This is a genomic window from Streptomyces sp. NPDC047525 (assembly GCF_040643025.1).
GTDB classification, from domain to species: Bacteria; Actinomycetota; Actinomycetes; order Streptomycetales; family Streptomycetaceae; genus Streptomyces; species Streptomyces durmitorensis.
The window spans coordinates 407491-426978 of sequence record NZ_JBEYTL010000006.1; the positions used below are offsets into that span (position 1 = coordinate 407491).

The following is a 19488-nucleotide window of genomic DNA, read 5'->3' on the forward strand; positions in this document are numbered from 1 at the left end:
GCGCCGCGGGGCGGCTCAGGTCGCCTTGATCATGTCGGCGCACTTCTCGCCGATCATCATCGTGGTGATGCACGGGTTGACCGCGGGCAGGAACGGCATGACCGACGCGTCGGCGACGCGCAGCCCGGTGACGCCCTTGACGCGCAATTCGGGGTCGAGCGGCGAGTCCGCGTCGTCCGTCGCGCCCATCCGCACGGTGCCCGCCGGGTGGTAGACGGTGTTGTGGGTCTGGCGGATGTAGGCGAACAGCTCGTCGTCCGTCGTGGCGTCCGGTCCCGGAGCGAGTTCGGCGCCCGCCCAGTCGGCCATCGGGGCCTGCGCGGCGATCTCGCGGGCGAGGCGCAGCCCGTACGTCATCACGCGGATGTCGTGCTCGTCGGTGAAGTAGCGCGGGTCGACCTTCGGCTTGTCCCGGAAGTCTCGGGTGCGCAGCCGCACCGTGCCCATGGAGCGGGCCCGGGTGACGTTCGGGGTCAGGCAGAAGGCGTTGTCGGTGGTCGGATAGCCGCGCCGGTAGGTGTTCATGTCGAAGGGCACCGAGCCGTAGTGGAACATCAGGTCCGGGCGGTCGAGGCCCGGTTCGGTGTCCGCGAAGATGCCGATCTCCCACCACTGGGTGGAGGAGGTGACCATCGGCTGCTTCGCCTCCCACATGATCACGCCCTCGGGGTGGTCCTGGAGGTGGGCGCCGACGCCGGGGGAGTCCGCGAGCACTTCCACGCCGCACTCCCGCAGGTGCGCGGCGGGTCCGATGCCCGACAGCATCAGGAGCTTCGGCGAGTCGATGGCCCCGCAGGACACGATCACCTCGCGGCGCGCCGTGACGCTGCCGCTGTGAATGGTGTCGGGTTCCAGATACGCGACTCCCGTGCAGCGCCGGTTCTCGTCGAAGAGGAGCTGCTTGGCCTGGAGGCCGGTGCGCACTTCGAGGTTGGGTCGCTTGCCGAGGATCGGGTGCAGATACGACACCGACGCGGACGAACGGGTGCCGTCCGTACGGGAGTTGATCTGGAACCAGTGGGCGCCGCGCGTCACCGTCTTGCCGGTGTTGAACGGGGTGGTGGGGATGCCCGCCGCCGCGCACGCCTCCAGCAGGGCCGATCCGCAGGGGTCGTTCGGCGGAACACTCATGATGTTCACCGGGCCCGAGCGGCCGTGGTGGTCGCCGGGCGCGTCGTTGGTCTCCAGGCGCTGGTAGAGCGGGAAACAGTCCGCCGCGCTCCAGCCCGTGCAGCCCAGGGAGCCCCACTCGTCGAGGTCCTCGGCGGGGGCCCAGAAGGCGATGCAGGAGTTGTGCGACGAGCAGCCGCCGAGCACCTTGGCGCGGGCGTGCCGCATGAAGCTGTTGCCGTTCTCCTGCGGCTCCACCGGGTAGTCCCAGTCGTAGCCGGACTCCAACAGGGCCATCCACTTGGTCAGTTGGAGGATATTGTCGTCGCCGACGTCCGAAGGTCCTGCCTCAAGGACGCAGACGCTGACGTCCGGGTCCTCGGTCAGCCGCGCGGCGACGACGGCGCCTGCCGTGCCGCCGCCGACCACCACGTAGTCGAACTCGGCCTGGGGACTCTCTGCGGGCATGGTGACTCCAGATCACAGGGGGTTCAGGGGGCGGCGGGCGGTGACGGGGGAGTGGTGGGGTCGACCATCTCCTCGAAGCGGTGCTCGGCGAGGACGCCCGTCTTGTGCCGCTGCACGAACCAGTAGTAGGCGAAGCCGCCGAGGGCGACGATGCCGATGAACAGGAAGGCGCCCCAGCGCAGGTACCAGTGCTGCGGTCCGGTCGCGTTGTAGACCTCGGCGCGGGGCCAGGCGAGGTTGATGGACATGGCCAGGCCCCAGATCACCGCGACGATGTTGATCGGCAGCCCCCACCGGCCGAGCGAGAACTGCCCTTCGGCGGGCTGCCACCCCCTGCGCAGCCGCTTGAGCAGCATGGGCACGGTGACCAGAAGGTAGGCCACGTAGATCATGATGATCGCGATGCTCGTGATCACCGAGAAGATCTGCGGCTGGTTGATGTTGATCACCAGGATGACGACACCCACGATGCCGATCAGCACGGCGGGCACCACGGGAGTCTGGAAGCGGGGGCTGACCTTGGCGAGATGTGTGCCCGCCGGCAGGTTGTTGTCCCGCGCCATGGCGAACATCAGCCGGATGCCGGCGGCCTGCACGGCAAGGACACAGACGGTGATGGCGACGACCACCGCCCAGAGGAAGATCTCACCGATGGTCGAGCCGAGCGTTTCGAGTACCACGTACTGCAGTCCGCCGGTGGAGAGTTCCTCGGCCTGTAGATCCGGCACCGCAAGCAGGGCGAACAGCAGGATGAACGCGCCGATGGTGAAGGAGGCGATGAGGGCGCGCAGAATGGCGCGGGGTGCGTTGCGGCCCGGGTTGTGCGACTCCTCGCCGAGCGAAGAGGCCGTGTCGAAGCCGTACATGACGTAGGCGGAGGCCAGCGACGCGGTCAGGAAGGCGCCGAAGTACCCGAGCGTCTGGCCGCTGCCGAGGCCGTTCGTCTCGGTGAGGGCGCTGCTGGGGCCACGGGTGATGTGCGCCGCCAGGAAGATGATCAGCGCGACCGCGGCGATCAGTTCGATGAACACACCCGCCGAGTTGATCCGGGCCATGAGCTTGACCCCGAAGGCGTTCACCGCGGTGGAGAACACGATGAGGACCGTGCCGAGGAGCACGGCGTTGGCGGCCGCGTCGTTCTTGCCGCTGCCGTCACCCACGAACTGGAACCAGTCGGAGATCTGCGGCAGCGTGATCTGGTAGGCGAGTGCCACGGCGGAGAGCGTGACCATGGTGGCCGTCATCATCATCCAGCCGCCGAGCCAGCCGACGTGCGGGCCGCCCATCTTCTTGGCCCAGTTGTAGATGGAGCCGGCGACCGGATACCGGGCGGCGAGCTCGCAGAAGCACAGGGCCACCATCAGCTGACCGACGAAGACCATCGGCCAGGACCACCAGTAGGCGGGGCCGCCGAAGCTGACGCCGAAGTAGAACAGTTGGAAGGTGCCGGTCAGGATCGAGATGTAGCTGATCCCGGCCGCGAAGGTGTGGAAGTTGCCCAGCGTCCGCTTGAGTTCCGGGCGGTAGCCGAGCTCGCCGAGCGCATCGTCGTCCTGCTGGCCCTGCGTCCTCTCCGGGACGGCGGGGCCCGTTCCTGGGCCGGATTCTGTGCTCATTCGAACCACCTCTGCGGTGTCGCTGCGAGATTGCGCCAGATGTGCTTGGCCTCTTGGTACTCGGCGAGGCCGGCCGGCCCCAGTTCGCGCCCGAAGCCGGACTGCTTCATGCCGCCCCACTCCGCCTGCGGCACATAGGGGTGGAAGTCGTTGATCCAGACGGTTCCGGCGCGCATCCCGGCCGCCACGCGCTGGCCCTTGCCGGTGTCCTGCGTCCAGACGGCGCCCGCGAGGCCGTAAACGGTGTCGTTGGCGAGTGCGATCGCCTCGGCCTCGTCCCGGAAACGCTCGACGGTGAGCACCGGGCCGAACGACTCGTCGGTGACCACGGACATGCCGGGGGTGCACTCGTCGAGCACGGTCGGCGGGTAGTAGTAGCCGTCCTTCAGCGCCGGGTCGTCGGGGCGCGCGCCGCCGCAACGCAGCACCGCGCCCTCGGCGATGCCGGCCGCCACGTACGCCTCGACCTTGTCGCGGTGCGCGGCGGAGATCAGCGGACCGGTGCGGGCGTTGTCGTCGAAGGGACCGCCGAGCCGGATCTGCTGCGCGCGCTCGACCACTTCGTCGACGAACCTGTCGTGCAGCGAGTCCTCGACGAGCAGCCGCGCCCCTGCCGAACAGACCTGGCCCGAGTGCAGGAAGATCGCCATCAGGGCGTAGTCGACCGCCGCCTCGAAGTCGGCGTCGGCGAAGACGATGTTCGGGTTCTTGCCGCCCAGTTCCAGGGCGACCTTCTTCACCGTGGGTGCCGCGGCGGCCATGATGCGCCGTCCGGTCACCAGACCGCCGGTGAACGACACCATGTCGACCCGCGGGTCCTCGCTGAGCGGTGCGCCCGCGGTGGGGCCCGCGCCGAGGATCAGGTTGGCCGCCCCGGCAGGCAGCCCGGCCTCGGTGAGCAGCCGCATCAGGATGATGGAGGTGTGCGGGGTCAGCTCGCTGGGCTTGAGGACGAAGGTGTTGCCCGCGCCGAGCGCCGGGGCGACCTTCCACGCGGTCTGCAGCAGCGGATAGTTCCACGGAGTGATCAGCGCGCACACCCCGACCGGCTCGTGCACCACGCGGCTGTCCACGTCCGGGCTGCCGGCGTCGACGACCCGGTCGGTGCCGCCCGCCGCCGTCAGGTTGCCGAAGTAGCGGAAGCAGTTCGCGATGTCGTCCATGTCGTACTCGCTCTCCACGAGCCGCTTCCCGGTGTCCAGGGATTCGGCGCGGGCGAGCGCGTCCTTGTCGCGTTCGAGGAGATCGGCCACGCGCAACAGCAGGCGGCCGCGTTCGGCCGCCGGAGTGGCGGGCCACGGTCCGCGGTCGAAGGCCTCACGGGCGGCGGCGATCGCCGCCGCCGCGTCCTTCGGCCCGGCCTCGTCGACGGTCGCGACCAGGGTGTTGTCCGCGGGGCAGCGGATTTCCCGTACCTGCCCGTCCACGGCAGTGGTCCATGTTCCGCCGATGAACAGCTCCGGCATGACGGCTCCTCGGGGGTGGGATGCGCGGGTGCTCCACGAAAGGACGGTAAGGAGAATGGGCCGCGTCCGCACTACATGAGCCGCTATTCGGCGCAGCGGTCCCGGTCCGCCCCAGCGGGAACAGGCATCCGCGAAGATCGTCCGCCCGCCACTCGGTTAGCCTGAAGGCACGATGAACCGACTGAGCACGTCATGGGGCGCGTACGACCTCACACGATTTCCCGAGGACTCCCGCGATCCGCTGCGCGCCTGGTCCGCCGCCGACGCCTATCTGCTGCGGCATCTGGCGGGCGAGACGGAGGACGGGGCGAAGCCCGTCGACCTCTCCGGCTCCGTGGCCGTCGTCGGCGACCGCTGGGGCGCGCTGACCACCTCGCTGGCCGAGCACGGGCCGACGCTGATCACCGATTCGTTCCTCGCGCGGGAGGCGACGCGGGCCAATGTGGCACGCGCCGGCTTCGCGCCGGACGCGGTGCGGCTCGCGACGACCGACGACGCCGCGCCGAGCAGGATCGACGTACTCCTGGTCCGTGTGCCGAAGAGCCTGTCGCTCCTGGAGGACCAGCTGCACCGGCTCGCGCCCGCCCTGCACGCGGGCACGGTCGTCGTCGGCACCGGCATGGTGAACGAGATCCACACCTCGACGCTCGACCTCTTCGAGCGGATCATCGGCCCTACGCGGACGTCGCTGGCCCGGCAGAAGGCACGTCTCATCTTCAGCACGCCGGATCCGGAGCGCGAGCCCGGCGCCGGCCCCTGGCCGCGCAGCTACGTCCTCGACGCCGACTCCGGCGCGGGCGCGGGTCTTACCGTCGTCAACCACGCGGGTGTGTTCTGTGCCGACCGCCTCGACATCGGCACCCGCTTCTTCCTGCACCACCTGCCGACCGGCAGGGGCGCCGCGCACATCGTGGACCTGGGCTGCGGCAACGGCGTGCTCGGCACGGCCGCCGCCGTCGCGGACCCCGAGGCCACGGTCACCTTCATCGACGAGTCGTATCCCGCCGTCGCGTCGGCGAAGGCCACCTTCCGCGCGAATGCCGCCGCGTCCACGCGGGCGGAGTTCGTCGCGGGCGACGCGCTGTCCACCGTCCCCGACGGGACGGTGGACCTCGTCCTGAACAACCCGCCGTTCCACAGCCACCAGGCGACCTCCGGCGCGACCGCCTGGCGGATGTTCAACGGGGCACGCGCCGCGCTGCGTCCGGGCGGCGAGTTGTGGGTCGTCGGCAACCGCCACCTCGGGTACCACGTGAAGCTGCGCAAGCTCTTCGGCAACTCCCAAGTGGTGGCCAGCGACCCGAAGTTCGTGGTGCTGCGGGCGGTCAAGCGCGACCGCTGACGCCGGTTCTGAGACTGCCTCAGGCGTCGAAGGCGGTCGCCCGTGTCACCTTCTCCCACGTGGCGATCTCCGCACGGACGGAGTCGAGGTGGCCGACGACCGCGTCCACGGCGTCGTCGCCGAGCGGCAGCCGCAGCGGAGTGTCGTCGGCGTCGAGCGCGGTGATGATCGCGGCGGCGGCCTTCGCCGGGTCGCCGGGCTGCTCGCCGTCGCCGCCCGCGACCATCGTGCGGGTGGCGCCCGCCGTCTGCGCGTAGTCCGGGATCTCGACGGGGCTCGCGCTGGTGTTGCCGAACAGGCTGGTGCGGAAGGCGCCGGGCTCCACGACCAGGACCTTGATGCCGAGCGGGCCCACCTCGGCGGCCAGCGCCTCCGACATTCCCTCAAGGGCGAACTTCGTGCCGCTGTAAGCCGAGAACCCCGCGAACGACATCTGCCCGCCCATGCTGCTCATCTGCACGATCGCGCCCGAGCGCCGTGCCCGCATGTGCGGAAGCACGGCGCGGGTCAGCGCGGCAGGACCGAAGACGTGCACGTCGAACAGGGCACGCAGCTCGGCGTCCGAGTCCTCCTCCAGGGCGCCGACGTGGCTGCGGCCCGCGTTGTTCACCAGGACGTCGATGCGCCCGTGCCGGTCGGTGACGTCGCGCACGGCGGCCTCGATGCCCGCCGTGTCGGTCACGTCCAGGGTGAGTGCCTCGACCTGGTCGGGGTGGGCGGCGGCCAGGTCGTCCAGGGAGGACGCGTTGCGGGCGGTGGCCACGACCACGCCGCCCGCGGCGACGGCCGCCTCGGTGATCGCCCGGCCGAATCCGCTGTTCGCGCCCGTCACGAGCCATACCTTCGTCATCACGAACTCCCTTGAGATGTCGGCCGGTTCATCCGTTCCCCGGCTGTGTGGATCATCCTGCGGCAGAATCTGGTGGCCCGTCCAAGACCTGACGTGATAGCTGATGGTTATGGACCTACACGGCAGGGACGTACACAGCAGAGATCTGCGCTACTTCGTCGCGGTGGCGCAGGAGTTGCACTTCACGCGGGCCGCCGAGCGGCTCTTCGTCTCGCAGCCCGCCCTGAGCAAGCAGATACGGACGCTGGAACGGCAGCTGGGGGCCGAGCTGTTCGTACGGGACCACCGCGGCGTGCGGCTCACTTCTGTGGGTGCGGCGCTTCTGCCATACGCCCAACAGGTGCTTGAGGGATGGCAGTCGGCGGTCGGGGCCGTGGAGCGCGCGAAGACCGAGGAGCGGGCCACGCTCACCGTGGGCATGAGCACGCGACCGGCACGCGGCGGTCTCCTGCCCGCGGTGCGGTCCCGCTTCACCGAGGCCCGTCCGGCGGCCACGATCCGGCTGAGGCAGGTGAGTTGGGAGGACGCGAGCGCGGGTCTCGCGGACGGCACGGCGGACGTGGCCTTCGTCTGGCTGCCGCTTCCCGGCCTGGAGCGCTACGCGTGGGTGGTGGTCGCCGACGAGCCGCGCCATGTCGCCCTGCCCGCGACCCACCGCCTCGCGGGCCTGGACGAGGTCGACTTCGCCGACTTCGCCGACGAGCCCTTCCTCGCCCTGCCCGAGAGCGCGGGCGCGCTGCGGGACTACTGGCTCGCCCTGGACGCCCGCGAGGGCACCGCGCCCCGCATCGGCGCGGAGATCGCCAGTACCGACGAGACGTACGAGGCGCTGGTGGACGGTCGCGGCGTCTGCCTGGTGGCCGCGGGCAACGCGCCCCTGATCACGCTCGGCGGCGTCGTCACGCGCCCGGTCCGCGGCATCACGCCCAGCCGGTTCGCCCTGGCCTGGCGTGCGGGTGACGACGGCCGCCCGCTGGTGAGCGCGTACATCAAGGCGTGCGAGGAGGCGCTCGGGCGGGCGGAGTAGGAGCGCCTGGCAGGCGGAACAGCAGCGCGCGGGCGTATCTCGTCGCAACCGTTGACCTTGCCCCAACACCCCCTTACCGTTTCGGCGTTCGGAGTATCAGATGGCGTTCGAAATCACGAACGTCGGTATGAGGGGACGCTCGCACCATGGAGCGCACAGTGCTCAAGAAGACCGCGTGGCGGCTGCTGCCGTTTCTCGGCCTGTTGTATGTGATCGCCTACATCGACCGCTCGAACGTCGGCTTCGCGAAACTTGAGCTCCAGGCGGAACTGGGCGTCAGCGCCACGGCGTTCACCCTCGGCCAGGTCTTCTTCTTCACCGCGTACGCCCTCTTCGAAGTGCCGAGCAACCTGATGCTGCACCGCGTCGGCGCGCACCGCTGGATCGCGCGGATCCTGCTGACCTGGGGCCTGGTCACCATCGCCACGACGCTCGTGCACAGCACCTGGCAGTTCTACCTGGCCCGCTTCGCGCTCGGCGCCGCCGAGGCCGGGTTCTTCCCCGGAGTGCTCTACTACCTCTCCCGCTGGTTCCCCGGCAGCCACCGGGGCCGCGCCATCGGTGCGTTCATGCTCGCCGCGCCGGTCTCCTTCATCGTCGGCAACCCGCTGATGGGTGTCCTGATGGACCTCGACGGGACCTGGGGCCTGACCGGCTGGCAGTGGGTGTTCCTGGCCACCGGCATCCCGGCCGTGCTGGTCGCCCCGGTCGTCCTCGCCCGGCTGCCCGCGGGACCGGAGAAGGCGCGCTGGCTCGCCGCCGACGAACGCCAGTGGCTCACCGATGCCCTGGCCGCCGACCGGGCGGAAGCGGGTCAGCAGCCGCAGCACGCGCTCGCGGTCCTGCGCGACCGCCGCGTCCTGACGGCGGCCGTGTTCTTCCTCGCCTTCCCCCTGTCCACCTACGGCCTCTCCTTCTGGCTGCCCACGATCATCGACGGCTTCGGCGACCTGACGAGCACCGAGGTCGGATTCGTCTCCGCCATCCCGTACGTGTGTGTCGCCGCCGGACTGGTCGTCGTGCCCCGCCTGGTGGCCCGCCGCGACACCCCCTACCTGTGGACCGCGGCGATGCTCGGCCTGACCGTCGCCGGGTTCACCGTCACCGCGCTCTTCGGGTCCCCCGTCGTGCAGATGCTCGGCCTGTGTGCCGCGGCTGTCGGCGGATACGCGGCGCAGCCCGCCTTCTGGGCGCTGATCCCGCGCTTCCTGACGGGCGCCGCGGCGGCCGCGGGCATCGCCGCGGTCAACGCGGTCGGCAATCTCGGCGGCGGCTTCGGCCCGCTCGGCATCGCGGCGGTCGTCGACTCCACCGGCAGCGCCCTGACCGGCCTGCTGTTCCTGCTCGCGGTGGCCGTGCTCGGCCTGCTCGCCGTCCCCCTGCTGAGGCGCGCGCTGAGCACACCGCCTCCGCAGACCGCGACGTCCGCACCGAGCGCGACGTCCGCACCCTCGGCCGCACCGCGTCCCGAGGCGCCGTCCGCCGCCGAGAAGTCCGTCCCGTAACCCGGTCCCACCCCGCCCACCAGGGAGCCGCATGAGTCACAGCGAAGTACCCAGCCGCAGAAACCTGTTGAGAGGAACGCTGGCCGCAGGCGCCGCCATCGCCGCCGCGCCGGTCATCGCCCAGGCGCCCGCCCACGCCGCGTCCCGGGCGGCCGCCGCCTACCGCAACCCGCTCGTCGAGCAGCGCGCCGACCCGCACATCCGCCGCCACACCGACGGCCACTACTACTTCACGGCGACCTCTCCCGAGTACGACCGCATCATCCTGCGCCGCTCCCGCACCCTGCGGGGCCTGACACGGGCGGACGAGTCCGTCATCTGGCGGCGGCACACGAGCGGCGACATGGCCTCGCACATCTGGGCGCCGGAACTCCACCACATCAACGGCAAGTGGTACATCTACTTCGCCGCGGCCCCGGCCGACGACGTGTGGAAGATCCGCATCTGGGTCCTGGAGAACACCAACGCCAATCCCTTCAAGGGGAGTTGGACCGAGAAGGGGCAGCTCACCACGGCCTGGGACACCTTCTCGCTCGACGCCACCACCTTCACGCACCGGGGCAGCCGCTACCTGGCCTGGGCGCAGTACGAGCCCGGCATGGACAACAACACCGGAGTCTTCCTGTCGCGGATGGCGAACCCCTGGACACTGACGGGCCCTCAGATACGCCTGACCACACCCGAGTACGACTGGGAGTGCGTCGGCTTCAAGGTGAACGAAGGGCCCTCCGTCATCCAGCGGGGCGGCCGCGTCTTCCTCTCGTACTCGGCGTCCGCGACCGACTTCAACTACTGCATCGGGCTGCTCACCGCCGACACCCGCAGCGACCTCATGGACCCCGCCTCCTGGGCCAAGTCGCCGACCCCCGTCTTCACCAGCAACGACACGACCAAGCAGTACGGTCCGGGCCACAACTGCTTCACCGTCGCCGAGGACGGCCGCACCGACGTCCTCGTCTACCACGCCCGCCAGTACAAGGACATCGTCGGCGACCCCCTGCACGATCCCAACCGCCACACCCGCATCCAGAGGCTCGGCTGGAAGGCCGACGGAACACCGGACTTCGGCGTTCCCGTCGCCGATGCCGCCGGAGGGGCGTAAGCCCCGTCAGTGCCCCGGTCGTGCCACGTAGTAGACGTTGAGGATGTCGCCCTCCACCTGGCGGACGTCGACGTCGCCGAATCCGGCCTCGGCCAGCATGCGCAGGGCGGTCTGCCTGCCCCACACCGTGCCGAGGCCGGCGCCGCCCTCGCCGAGGGAGACGGTCATGCAGTAGAAGACCGAGAAGGTGTAAAGGGCGGGGCCCAGCGGATGGTCGAGGTTCTCCTCCAGCTTGCTCGACGCGGCGATGTCCCCCATCAGGAACACACCGTCGTCGCGCAGGGCGTCGGCGATCGCCGACAGAGTGCGCGCCGGTCGGGCCAGGTCATGGATCACGTCGAAGGCAGTGATCAAGTCGTACGAGCCGGTCAGCTCGGCCGAGTCCGCCACGTCGAACCGGACGTTCGCAAGACCGCGCCGCGCAGCCTCGGCGCGAGCCGCCGCGATGCCGGTCTCGGACATGTCCACGCCCCGGAAGCGGCTGGCGGGAAACGCCTCGGCCAGGAGGATCACCGCATGCCCCTGCCCCGTACCGACGTCCAGCGCGTCGATGCCTTCACGCAGCCGCTCCGGCAGGCCGGGCGCCACCGGAACGATGGCCTCCACAAGAGCGGCGTCGTACACCCTCGCGGTCTCCTCGGCCTGGAGCTCCTGGAAACGGGGGTAGGACGAGTACGGCACGCCGCCGCCCTGGTGGAACGACTCGAGGACCTGATCCTCGACGATGCCCAAGAGGGCGAGGTCCTGGAGGAAGGAGGCCATGTTGTCGGGGCCGGCGGCCCGGACGAGGGAGGCGGCATGCTCGGGCGGCAGTCGGTACGTGCCGTCTTCCGGGGCGTACTCGACGAAGCCGCCCACGGTCATCCCGCCTAGCCACTCCCGTACGTAGCGCTCATCCAGGCCCGCGGCCTCGGCGATCCGCTCGCTGGTGGCCGGAGGCAGGCCGGACAGCACGTCGAACAGCCTCGTCCGGTGCCCGAGGCTGCACAGGTATCCCAGGCAGGAGTCATTGAGCACCTCGACCATCCGCTCCGCGAACCGCTCCTGTCGCACCGGGTCGAGGTCATGTGTCTGCGCGGTCATTTCGCTCCCCATCCTTCGGCCAGGAAGCTGCGGGCGGGGCGCTCTGCCACTGCTGGTCGAATTGACCGGTTTGCTGCAATTCTACGCCGGAACTCCGAGGATGGCCCGGAGTGGCCGTGGCTCTCACGCAGCCGGGTTACCGGAGAAGGGGACGCACGAAAGAGCGCACGAAGGCATTGCGGAACTTGCCTTGCGGGTCGAGGCGTTGGGCGAGCGTCGCGAAGTCTGCCGCGTGCGGATAGCGGTTGCCCAGCTCGGCGGGATCGGCGGCGAAGACCTTGCCCCAGTGCGGCCGGGGCGCGAACGGCGCCAGGCGCTCCTCGACGAGCGCGACCACCGGCAGGACGGACACCGCGTCCGGCACCCAGGTGAAGTGGAACGCCACGGTGTCCCGGCCGTGTGCCGGGCTGAGCCACTGGGTGTCGGCGGCGACCGTGCGCACCTCGCAGACCTGGAGGACCGGCGCCACCTCGCCCCTGAGGTCATCCAGGGCGTGCAGCGCGGCGATGGCGTGCTCGCGCGGCAGCAGATACTCCGACTGGAGCTCGGCCCCGCTGCTCGGCGTGAACTCGGCCCGGAAATGCGGGAGTCGCTCGTGCCACGGCCCCGGCACGCCCAGCTGCTCGGTGCAGTTGACGGCGGGCATGCCCGGCACCGGATGGCGCGGCTCGCTCACGGGCGCCGCCCAGGGGAAACCGGCGGCGGCATCGCCGCGCTGCTTCAGCCACACCTGGTTGAAGCGCGGCCCGCGCCAGTCCGTGAACAGACTCACGCTGTACGCCGCCGACGACACCGCACCGAAGTCGAGCCCCGCCAGGGGAAGTTCCCCGAAGACGTGCTGGCTCACCGCGAAGTCCGGCTCCAGGTCGAGGGTGAGGGCGAGGACCACGCCGAGCGCGCCGAGCGAGACCACCGCGCCGTCGAAACCGTCGTCGCCCCGGCTCAGTACGCGCGTCTCCCCGTCGGCGGTCATCAGCTCCACCGCGCGTACGGCCTCCGCGAGCGACCGGTTGCCGTTGCCCGAGCCGTGCGTCCCGGTGGCGACCGAACCGGCCACCGAAATGTGCGGCAGCGAGGCCATGTTCGGCAGGGCGAGCCCGTGTGAGGCGACGTGCCGGGCGAGCTCGGCGTACCGCACGCCACCTGACACGCGCACGGTGCGCGCCGTGGTGTCCACGTCGACGGACGGCTCAAGGGCGGCGAGCGAGAGCAGGACGGTGTCCGCTCCGTCGCCGTCCACGTCGGCGATCCGGTTGAACGAGTGGCCGCTGCCGAGCACCCGCACCTGGCGGCTGCCCGCGACGAGGGCCCGCAGGGCGGCCTGCGACGCGGGCCGGTGCAGCTCACGGGCCGAGAAGGTGATGTTCCCGGCCCAGTTGGTCACGGCGCCGTCCCGGCCGGTGGCCAAGGCGTCAGTCATGTTCGGGTCCTTCCCTCACGGCCGTGGGGGGAGAAGCCCACCCCGCGGCCTCCTCCTTGTACGTCAGGCAGAGCCGCGGATCACGAGCTCGGTCGGCAGGATGACCGCGGCCGGGTCCTCGCCGCCTATCTGGGCCAGCAGCACCCGCACCATCTCGGCGCTGATGCGGTCCCAGGGCTGGCGGACCGTCGTCAGCTCCGGGCGGGCGGTCAGGGCGGCGGGCGAGTCGTCGAAGCCGCCGACCGCGATGTCCTGCGGGACGCGGCGGTCCGCGCGGTCCAGAGCGGTGAGGACGCCCTGCGCCATGAGGTCGGATGCGACGAACACGGCGTCCAGATCAGGGGCTTGGGCGAGCAACCGGGTCGCGGCGGCCTCACCGCCCGCCCGGCTGTAGTCGCCGGACGTGATGAGCCGCTCGTCGACCGCGATGCCCTCCTCGGTGAGGATCTCCCGGTAGCCCGCGAGCCGGTCCACGCCGCCGGGGGTGTCGAGGGGCCCGGTCACCGTGCCGATACGGCGCCGCCCGAGGGAGAGGAGATGGCGCACCATGTCGCGTGCGCCGTCCCGGTCGTCCGCGGCGACATAGCTCACCTTGGAGGCCTGCCCGATCGGCTTCCCGCACGCCACGAGCGGCACCCCGGCCTCCCGCAGCTCGTCCGCGACGGGGTCACCGGAGTGGCTGGAGACCAGGAGCACCCCGTCGACGTGGCCCGCGGTGATGTAGCGCATGATGCGGCGCCGCTCGTCCGGGGTTCCGGCCAGCATCAGGAGCAGCGGGATGTCGTGCGCGGCGAGCGCCTGGGTGCAACCCCGCAGCAGGACGTTGAAGTTGGGGTCCTCGAAGAAGCGCTCCTGCGGTTCGGTGAGCAGGAAGCCCACCGAGTCGGAGCGCCCGGTGATCAGCGAGCGGGCGTGCCGGTTGACGACATAACCGGTCTTGCGGATGGCCGCGTTGACGGCTTCCTGGGCGGAAGGGCTCACATAGTGCCCGCCGTTGAGGACGCGGGACACCGTGCCGCGCGAGACGCCGGCCTCGCGGGCCACGTCGTGGATCGTCGGCGGCCTGCGCCTGCCCCCCGTTGCGTTCATGGTCACGACTTTACGGCTCCGGACAGCAGGTCGAGGCTCCAGAAGCGCTGGATGACCAGGAAGAGGGCGATGAGCGGTACGACGGCCAGAAGGGCCCCGGTGATCACCAGGGTGTAGAGCGCGGGGGTGTTGGAGCCCTGTTCCAGGAGCGTGAACAGACCCAGCGTGATGGGGAACTTCTCGTCGTCGCTGAGCATGATGTAGGGGAGCAGGAAGTTGTTCCACACCGCCACGAACTGGAAGAGGAACACCGTCACGAGGCCCGGCACCATCATCGGCAGCGCGATCCGCGTGAAGATCCGCCACTCGCTCGCGCCGTCCATCCGCCCGGCCTCCACGACATCGCCGGGCACGGCCGAAGCGGCGTAGATCCGGGCGAGGTACACGCCGTAGGGGGAGAGGATCAGGGGCATCAGGACCGATGCGTACGAATCGGTGAGGTCGGCCTTCGCGAGCAGGAGGTACTGCGGCACGGCCAGGATCACCGGCGGCATCAGGACGCCCGCCATGAGGATGTTGAAGACGGTCTCGCGGCCGCGGAAGCGGTAGATCGCGAGCGCGTAGCCGCTGACCGCGGAGACGGCCGTGGACAGGAGCGCGCCCAGGCCCGCGTAGAGGGCGGAGTTGCCCATCCACTGCCAGTAGATGCCGTCGCGGTAGGCGGACAGGTCCGTGACGTTGTCGGCGAAGCCGCTGCCGGGCCAGAACGTGAACGTGGAGAACAGCTCGCGGCCCGACTTGGTGGAGGCGATCACCACCCAGAGCACGGGCAGCAGGCAGTACAGGGCGCCGAGCGCGAGGACGGCGGTCGGAAGGACGGCGAACCGGCGGGGCGGGGGCGGGCCCTGTGCGGTGCCGGGGGTGGTGCCCGCGGCGGGCCGGGTCTCGCGGACGGCGAGCGAACTCGGCGAACTCATCGGGCCGCCTCCTTCTTCGTACGGGAGTTCGCGGCGCGCAGGAACCCGAAGGACAGGACGAGCGTGGCGACGGCGATGATCACGGCGGTGGCGGCGGCGGAGTTGATGTCACCCTTGCCGAAGGCGTCCTGGTACACCTTCATCAGCGGACTCCAGGTGGTGGAGACGGAGTTGGTGAGCGGCTTGAGCGTGGTGGGCTCGCTGAACACCTGGAGCGTCGCGATGATCGAGAAGAAGAAGGTGAGCACCAGCGAGGGCGCCACCATCGGGATCTTGATCCGCAGCGCGATCTGCAGCTGCGAGCAGCCGTCCAGCTTCGCTGCCTCGTGGACCTCGGCCGGGATGGCCCGCAGCGAGGTGTAGATGACGATCATGTTGAAGCCGGTGCCGCCCCAGACCGCGATGTTCGAGAGCGCGAGATAGAGGGGGCCGCCGTCGAGCAGATCGGGCTGCGGCAGGCCCAGTGCGTCGAGGACGTAGAAGAAGGGGCTGACGTCCTGGAGGTAGAGGAACCCCCACAGGAGCGCGGCGATGACCCCGGGCACGGCGTACGGCAGGAAGATCGCGAGGCGTGTGAAAGGAGTGAGGCGCACCCGCTCGGTGTCCAGGAGCAGCGCGAAGAGCAGGGCGAGGCCGAGCATCACCGGGATGACGATGGCGCCGTACCCGAGCACGCGCAGCGCGCCGTGCAGGAGCTCGGAGTCGGTGAGCGCGTCGGTGTAGTTGCCGATCCCGGCCCACACCTCGCGCCGGGCGTCCTTGCCGAGGCCCAGGCCCTTCACCTCGACCTTGTGGAGGCTGAGCCAGAGCGCGTAGCCGATGGGCAGCGCGAAGAAGAGGGCGAAGAGCAGCGTGGCGGGGAGCAGGAAGGCGTACGGAGCGCTCTTGACCCCGTGGGACGTGCGGCGGCGGGGGCGGGGGCGTGCGGAGGTCACGGCGCGACTCCGAAGCCCTGCTTCTTCAGGTCGGCGACGGTCGTGTCCTGCATGGTGTTCAGGGCGCCGCCGAAGTCGGACTTGTTCTTGGCGGCCGAGCCGAAGGCGTCCTTGAACGAGGTGTACGCGACGTTCACGTTCGGGCCCCAGGCGCCGGGAGCCGCGGTCTTCGCGATCTTCGCGGCCTGGGGGTAGAAGTCCTTCTGGCCGGCGAAGAAGGCAGGGGGCTCGGTGAAGGCGCCGCTGGTCTGGGCCGCGGTGGCGGCGGGATAGATGCCGCCTTCCTTCGCGAGCGCGTCGAGTGCCTTCGGGTCGGTGTTCAGCCAGGCCGCGAACTTGGCGGCGGCCTCCTTGTGCCCGCTGTCGGTGGTGACGGCGGTCGAGGATCCGCCCCAACTCCCCGTGGTGTTCGCGCCCTTGGTCCACTGCGGAAGCGGCGCCATGGCCCACTTGCCCTTGGTGTCGGGCGCGGCGGTGGTGAGGGTGCCGGGCGCCCACACGGCGCTGACCCAGGCGATCTGCTTGCCGGTGTTCAGGGCCTTGTTCCAGGCGGGGGTGTACATCGGCTGGTTGTCGACGGCGCCCTCCTTGACGAGGCCGCCCCAGAAGTCGGCGACCTTGCGCGTGGCGCCGTCGTCGATGCCGACCTTCCACTTCTCGCCCTTGGTGGTCCACCACTTGGCGCCCGCCTGCTGGGCGAGGCCCGCGAAGAGCCCGGAGTCGTTCGCGGAGAACGTGGTGAGGTCCTTGTCCGGCGCCTTCTTCTTCAGCGCTCGGGCCGTCTCGGCGAACTCGTCCCACGTGGCGGGGACCTTGAGGTCGTACTTCTTGAAGAGGTCCGCGCGGTAGTAGAACATCATCGGCCCCGAGTCCTGGGGCACCGCGTACACCGCGTCCGAGCCCAGTGTCGTCTGCTGCCAGACGCCCTCGGGGAACTCGCCCTTCACCGCGCCCACTTCACCGGATATGTCGGCGAGCGCGTCGTTGCTGACGAGGGTCGGCAGCGCCTGGTACTCGGCCTGGACCAGGTCGGGGGCCTTCTTGGCCTTGTGGGCGGTGAGGATCTTGGTGACCAGAGTGTCGCCGGAGGCCTGCTTCTTGACCGTGACGTCGATCTGTTCCTTCTTGCCGGGGCCCTTGTTCCAGAGGTCGACGACCTTGTCCATGCCGGGCGTCCAGGCCCAGTACGTCAGGGAGGCGGGGCCCGATTCCCCCTTGCTCCCGTCGTCCGTCGAGCCGCAGGCGGTGAGGGCGGCGGCGCCGAGGGCGAGGGTGAGCGAAGTGGCGTAGAAGCGGCGGTGCTTCGTGAACGGCATGGATGGTCTCCCCTTACCGGGTGGCTGTGCCTGCTGTGTCGAGCGGCCTGCCACGCATCTGTGAGCGTTCACAGTAGAGAAACATCCAGGACACTTGTCAATGGTTGTTGCTGTGCGGTTATGTTGAACTCAGAACCGTGAAAGTGTGTGTGCACGTTCCCATTTGATGGACCCAACTGATCGATGACTCGGGAGAGATCCATGCCGGAGACCACCCCCACGGGCCTGACCGGGCTCGCCTTCGGTGGGGACTACAACCCCGAGCAGTGGCCGGAAACCGTCTGGCGCGAGGACATGGCGCTGATGCGCGAGGCCGGCGTCACGATGGTGAGCGTCGGGATCTTCTCCTGGGCCCTGCTCGAACCGTCCCCCGGCACCCACGACTTCGGCTGGCTCGACCGGGTCATGGACCTCCTGCACGAGAACGGCATCCGCGCCGACCTCGGCACCCCGACGGTCGCGCCGCCCGCCTGGTTCTACCGCGCGCACCCCGACGCCCTGCCCGTCACCGCCGAGGGCGTGCGCTACGAGTTCGGCTCACGCGGCGCCATCTGCCACAGCAACACCGCCTACCGCGAGGCGTCCGCCGCCATCACCGAGCAGCTGGCCCGCCGGTACGCCGAGCACCCCGCGCTCGCGATGTGGCACGTCCACAACGAGTACGGGGTGCCGGTCTCCGCCTGCTACTGCGAGTCCTGCGCCGCACACTTCCGGGTCTGGCTCCGGGCGGCGTACGGAAGCGTGGATGCGGTCAACGAGGCGTGGGGCACGGCCTTCTGGGGGCAGCGCTACGGCTCCTTCGAGGAGATCGAACCGCCGCGCGTCACGCCCACCGTCGGCAACCCGGCCCAGGCCCTGGACTACCGCAGGTTCGCCGACGCCACCCTGCGCGAGAACTTCGTGCGCGAACGCGACATCCTGCACCGCCTCGCCCCCGGCACCCCCGTCACCACCAACTTCATGACCGCCCTGAGCCAGTGCGACTCCCTGGACTACTGGGCCTGGGGCCGCGAGGTCGACCTCGTCACCAACGACCACTACCTGATCACCGACGGCCGCCGCACCCACGTCAACCTCGCCATGGCCGCCGACCTCACCCGCTCGGTCGCGGGCGGCGCCCCCTGGCTGCTCCTGGAACACTCCACGTCCGGCGTCAACTGGCAGCCCCGCAACCCCGCGAAGGCGCCGGGGCAGATGGCCCGCAACTCCCTGGCCCACGTCGCGCGCGGCTCCGAGGGCGCCTTGTTCTTCCAGTGGCGGCAGTCGCGGCGCGGCGCGGAGAAGTTCCACTCGGCGATGCTTCCGCACGCGGGAACGGACTCCCGGGTCTGGCGCGAGGTCGTCGAACTGGGCGCGTCAGTAGGTGAACTGGCGTCCCTGAAGAGCACGCGGACCGTCGCCGACGTGGCGATGCTGTGGGACTGGCACTCCTGGTGGGCGCAGTCCCTGCAGTGGCGGCCCAGCGAGGACCACGACGCACGGGAGCGCGCCGACACGTTCTACGAGGCCCTCTACGACCGCCACCTCACCGTCGACTTCGCCCACCCCGAGGCCGACCTGTCGGCGTATCCCCTGGTGGTGGTGCCCGCGCTGTATCTGGCCACGGAGGCCGCCGCGCTCAACCTCAAGGAGTATGTGGCGCAGGGCGGCACCCTCCTCGTCTCCTACTTCTCCGGCATCGTCGACGAGCACGACGCCGTGCACCCCGGCCCCTGCCCCGGCGCCCTGCGCGACGTGCTCGGCCTGACCGTCGAGGAGTTCTCACCGCTGCTCGACGGCCGGTCGGTGCGCATCACGGGACCCGGCGGCACCGAACTCACCGGCGACGTGTGGACGGAGTTCGTCGTGCCGCGCGGCGCCGAGACCGTGTGGACGTACGCGGACGGCCTGACGGCGGGGCGCCCCGCCGTCACCCGGCACCGCATCGGCGACGGCACCGCCTGGTACGTCTCCACGCGCCTGACCGCCCGCGATCTCGACGCCCTGCTCGCCGACGCCTGCGCCGACGCGGGCGTCACCGAGCGGCCCGAACTCCCGCGTGACGTCGAGGTGGTGACCCGGCGGGGCGGCAGCGGCACCTACGTCTTCGCGATCAACCACACCGAGTCCGAGGCCAAGGTGCCGCTCGACGCCCATGGCACCGAACTCCTCACCGGCGAGCGCGCCGCGGGCCGCCTCGCGGTGCCCGCGGGCGCCGTACGGGTCGTCCGCCTCGACGGCTGACCCGTCCCCCAGACGCCGG

General features: G+C 70.4%; 15 protein-coding genes. 5 read left to right on the forward strand and 10 right to left on the reverse strand.

Annotated elements, in window-relative coordinates:
• Window positions 1-15: 15 nt before the first annotated feature.
• From ABZ833_RS20055 to ABZ833_RS20065, 3 genes are read right to left on the reverse strand one after another with little or no spacing between them, the layout of a single operon-like run.
• Window positions 16-1578, reverse strand: a complete 1563-nt coding sequence (locus ABZ833_RS20055) for a GMC family oxidoreductase N-terminal domain-containing protein (protein ID WP_361048424.1) — start codon at window positions 1576-1578, stop codon at window positions 16-18.
• A gap of 23 nt (window positions 1579-1601) precedes the next feature.
• A complete protein-coding gene (locus ABZ833_RS20060) occupies window positions 1602-3194 on the reverse strand; it encodes an APC family permease (RefSeq protein ID WP_361048426.1) in 1593 nt (530 codons plus the stop codon).
• Window positions 3191-4660 (reverse strand): aldehyde dehydrogenase family protein, encoded by a 1470-nt coding sequence (locus tag ABZ833_RS20065; protein ID WP_361048428.1) that lies wholly within the window; start codon window positions 4658-4660, stop codon window positions 3191-3193. Before ABZ833_RS20065 ends, ABZ833_RS20060 begins: the two co-directional genes overlap by 4 nt.
• Before the next feature lie 172 nt (window positions 4661-4832).
• Between ABZ833_RS20065 and ABZ833_RS20070 the strand changes: the two genes are divergently transcribed.
• Window positions 4833-6002, forward strand: a complete 1170-nt coding sequence (locus ABZ833_RS20070; protein WP_361048430.1) for a methyltransferase — start codon at window positions 4833-4835, stop codon at window positions 6000-6002.
• Window positions 6003-6021: 19 nt separating this feature from the next.
• Here the strand turns inward: ABZ833_RS20070 and ABZ833_RS20075 are convergent, their stop codons facing one another.
• Window positions 6022-6852 (reverse strand): oxidoreductase, encoded by an 831-nt coding sequence (locus ABZ833_RS20075; protein ID WP_361048432.1) that lies wholly within the window; start codon window positions 6850-6852, stop codon window positions 6022-6024.
• 103 nt (window positions 6853-6955) lie between these two features.
• On the opposite strand from ABZ833_RS20075, the gene ABZ833_RS20080 reads away from it, so the two are divergent.
• The 3 genes from ABZ833_RS20080 to ABZ833_RS20090 all read left to right on the forward strand — a co-directional run bounded on the left by ABZ833_RS20080 (window position 6956) and on the right by ABZ833_RS20090 (window position 10486).
• Window positions 6956-7879 (forward strand): LysR family transcriptional regulator, encoded by a 924-nt coding sequence (locus ABZ833_RS20080; protein ID WP_361048434.1) that lies wholly within the window; start codon window positions 6956-6958, stop codon window positions 7877-7879.
• 146 nt (window positions 7880-8025) lie between these two features.
• Window positions 8026-9384 (forward strand): MFS transporter, encoded by a 1359-nt coding sequence (locus ABZ833_RS20085; protein WP_361048436.1) that lies wholly within the window; start codon window positions 8026-8028, stop codon window positions 9382-9384.
• Window positions 9385-9415: 31 nt separating this feature from the next.
• Window positions 9416-10486, forward strand: a complete 1071-nt coding sequence (locus ABZ833_RS20090) for a glycoside hydrolase family 43 protein (RefSeq protein WP_361048438.1) — start codon at window positions 9416-9418, stop codon at window positions 10484-10486.
• Window positions 10487-10492: 6 nt separating this feature from the next.
• Here the strand turns inward: ABZ833_RS20090 and ABZ833_RS20095 are convergent, their stop codons facing one another.
• From ABZ833_RS20095 to ABZ833_RS20120, 6 genes are all read right to left on the reverse strand, one after another.
• Window positions 10493-11569 carry a methyltransferase domain-containing protein gene (locus tag ABZ833_RS20095; RefSeq protein WP_361048440.1) on the reverse strand — a complete coding sequence of 359 codons (1077 nt, stop codon included), beginning with the start codon at window positions 11567-11569 and terminating at the stop codon, window positions 10493-10495.
• A 136-nt stretch (window positions 11570-11705) separates the two neighbouring features.
• The gene (locus tag ABZ833_RS20100) at window positions 11706-12989 is read right to left on the reverse strand and encodes an FAD-binding protein (protein WP_361048442.1); all 1284 of its coding nucleotides are present in this window, start codon (window positions 12987-12989) and stop codon (window positions 11706-11708) included.
• A gap of 63 nt (window positions 12990-13052) precedes the next feature.
• Window positions 13053-14084, reverse strand: a complete 1032-nt coding sequence (locus tag ABZ833_RS20105; protein WP_361048444.1) for a LacI family DNA-binding transcriptional regulator — start codon at window positions 14082-14084, stop codon at window positions 13053-13055.
• Window positions 14081-14995, reverse strand: coding sequence for a carbohydrate ABC transporter permease (locus tag ABZ833_RS20110; RefSeq protein ID WP_361048446.1), 915 nt, complete (start codon window positions 14993-14995; stop codon window positions 14081-14083). The genes ABZ833_RS20105 and ABZ833_RS20110 overlap by 4 nt, the downstream gene beginning before the upstream one ends.
• Window positions 14992-15930, reverse strand: a complete 939-nt coding sequence (locus ABZ833_RS20115) for a sugar ABC transporter permease (RefSeq protein WP_361048448.1) — start codon at window positions 15928-15930, stop codon at window positions 14992-14994. The genes ABZ833_RS20110 and ABZ833_RS20115 overlap by 4 nt, the downstream gene beginning before the upstream one ends.
• Window positions 15927-17246 (reverse strand): extracellular solute-binding protein, encoded by a 1320-nt coding sequence (locus ABZ833_RS20120; protein ID WP_361048450.1) that lies wholly within the window; start codon window positions 17244-17246, stop codon window positions 15927-15929. Before ABZ833_RS20120 ends, ABZ833_RS20115 begins: the two co-directional genes overlap by 4 nt.
• 201 nt (window positions 17247-17447) lie before the next feature.
• Here ABZ833_RS20120 and ABZ833_RS20125 point away from each other — a divergent pair, with 201 nt between their 5' ends.
• Complete coding sequence (locus tag ABZ833_RS20125) at window positions 17448-19469, forward strand: beta-galactosidase (protein ID WP_361048452.1); 2022 nt, start codon at window positions 17448-17450, stop codon at window positions 19467-19469.
• Window positions 19470-19488: the final 19 nt, after the last annotated feature.

Bases quoted from the DNA above. Each gene is read 5' to 3' on its own strand.
- ABZ833_RS20120 (WP_361048450.1), bottom strand. From the start codon at position 17,246: ATGCCGTTCACGAAGCACCGCCGCTTCTACGCCACTTCGCTCACCCTC.
- ABZ833_RS20090 (WP_361048438.1), top strand. From the start codon at position 9,416: ATGAGTCACAGCGAAGTACCCAGCCGCAGAAACCTGTTGAGAGGAACG.
- ABZ833_RS20070 (WP_361048430.1), top strand. From the start codon at position 4,833: ATGAACCGACTGAGCACGTCATGGGGCGCGTACGACCTCACACGATTT.
- ABZ833_RS20065 (WP_361048428.1), bottom strand. From the start codon at position 4,660: ATGCCGGAGCTGTTCATCGGCGGAACATGGACCACTGCCGTGGACGGG.
- ABZ833_RS20075 (WP_361048432.1), bottom strand. From the start codon at position 6,852: ATGACGAAGGTATGGCTCGTGACGGGCGCGAACAGCGGATTCGGCCGG.
- ABZ833_RS20110 (WP_361048446.1), bottom strand. From the start codon at position 14,995: ATGAGTTCGCCGAGTTCGCTCGCCGTCCGCGAGACCCGGCCCGCCGCG.
- ABZ833_RS20055 (WP_361048424.1), bottom strand. From the start codon at position 1,578: ATGCCCGCAGAGAGTCCCCAGGCCGAGTTCGACTACGTGGTGGTCGGC.
- ABZ833_RS20095 (WP_361048440.1), bottom strand. From the start codon at position 11,569: ATGACCGCGCAGACACATGACCTCGACCCGGTGCGACAGGAGCGGTTC.
- ABZ833_RS20100 (WP_361048442.1), bottom strand. From the start codon at position 12,989: ATGACTGACGCCTTGGCCACCGGCCGGGACGGCGCCGTGACCAACTGG.
- ABZ833_RS20060 (WP_361048426.1), bottom strand. From the start codon at position 3,194: ATGAGCACAGAATCCGGCCCAGGAACGGGCCCCGCCGTCCCGGAGAGG.
- ABZ833_RS20085 (WP_361048436.1), top strand. From the start codon at position 8,026: ATGGAGCGCACAGTGCTCAAGAAGACCGCGTGGCGGCTGCTGCCGTTT.
- ABZ833_RS20080 (WP_361048434.1), top strand. From the start codon at position 6,956: ATGGTTATGGACCTACACGGCAGGGACGTACACAGCAGAGATCTGCGC.
- ABZ833_RS20125 (WP_361048452.1), top strand. From the start codon at position 17,448: ATGCCGGAGACCACCCCCACGGGCCTGACCGGGCTCGCCTTCGGTGGG.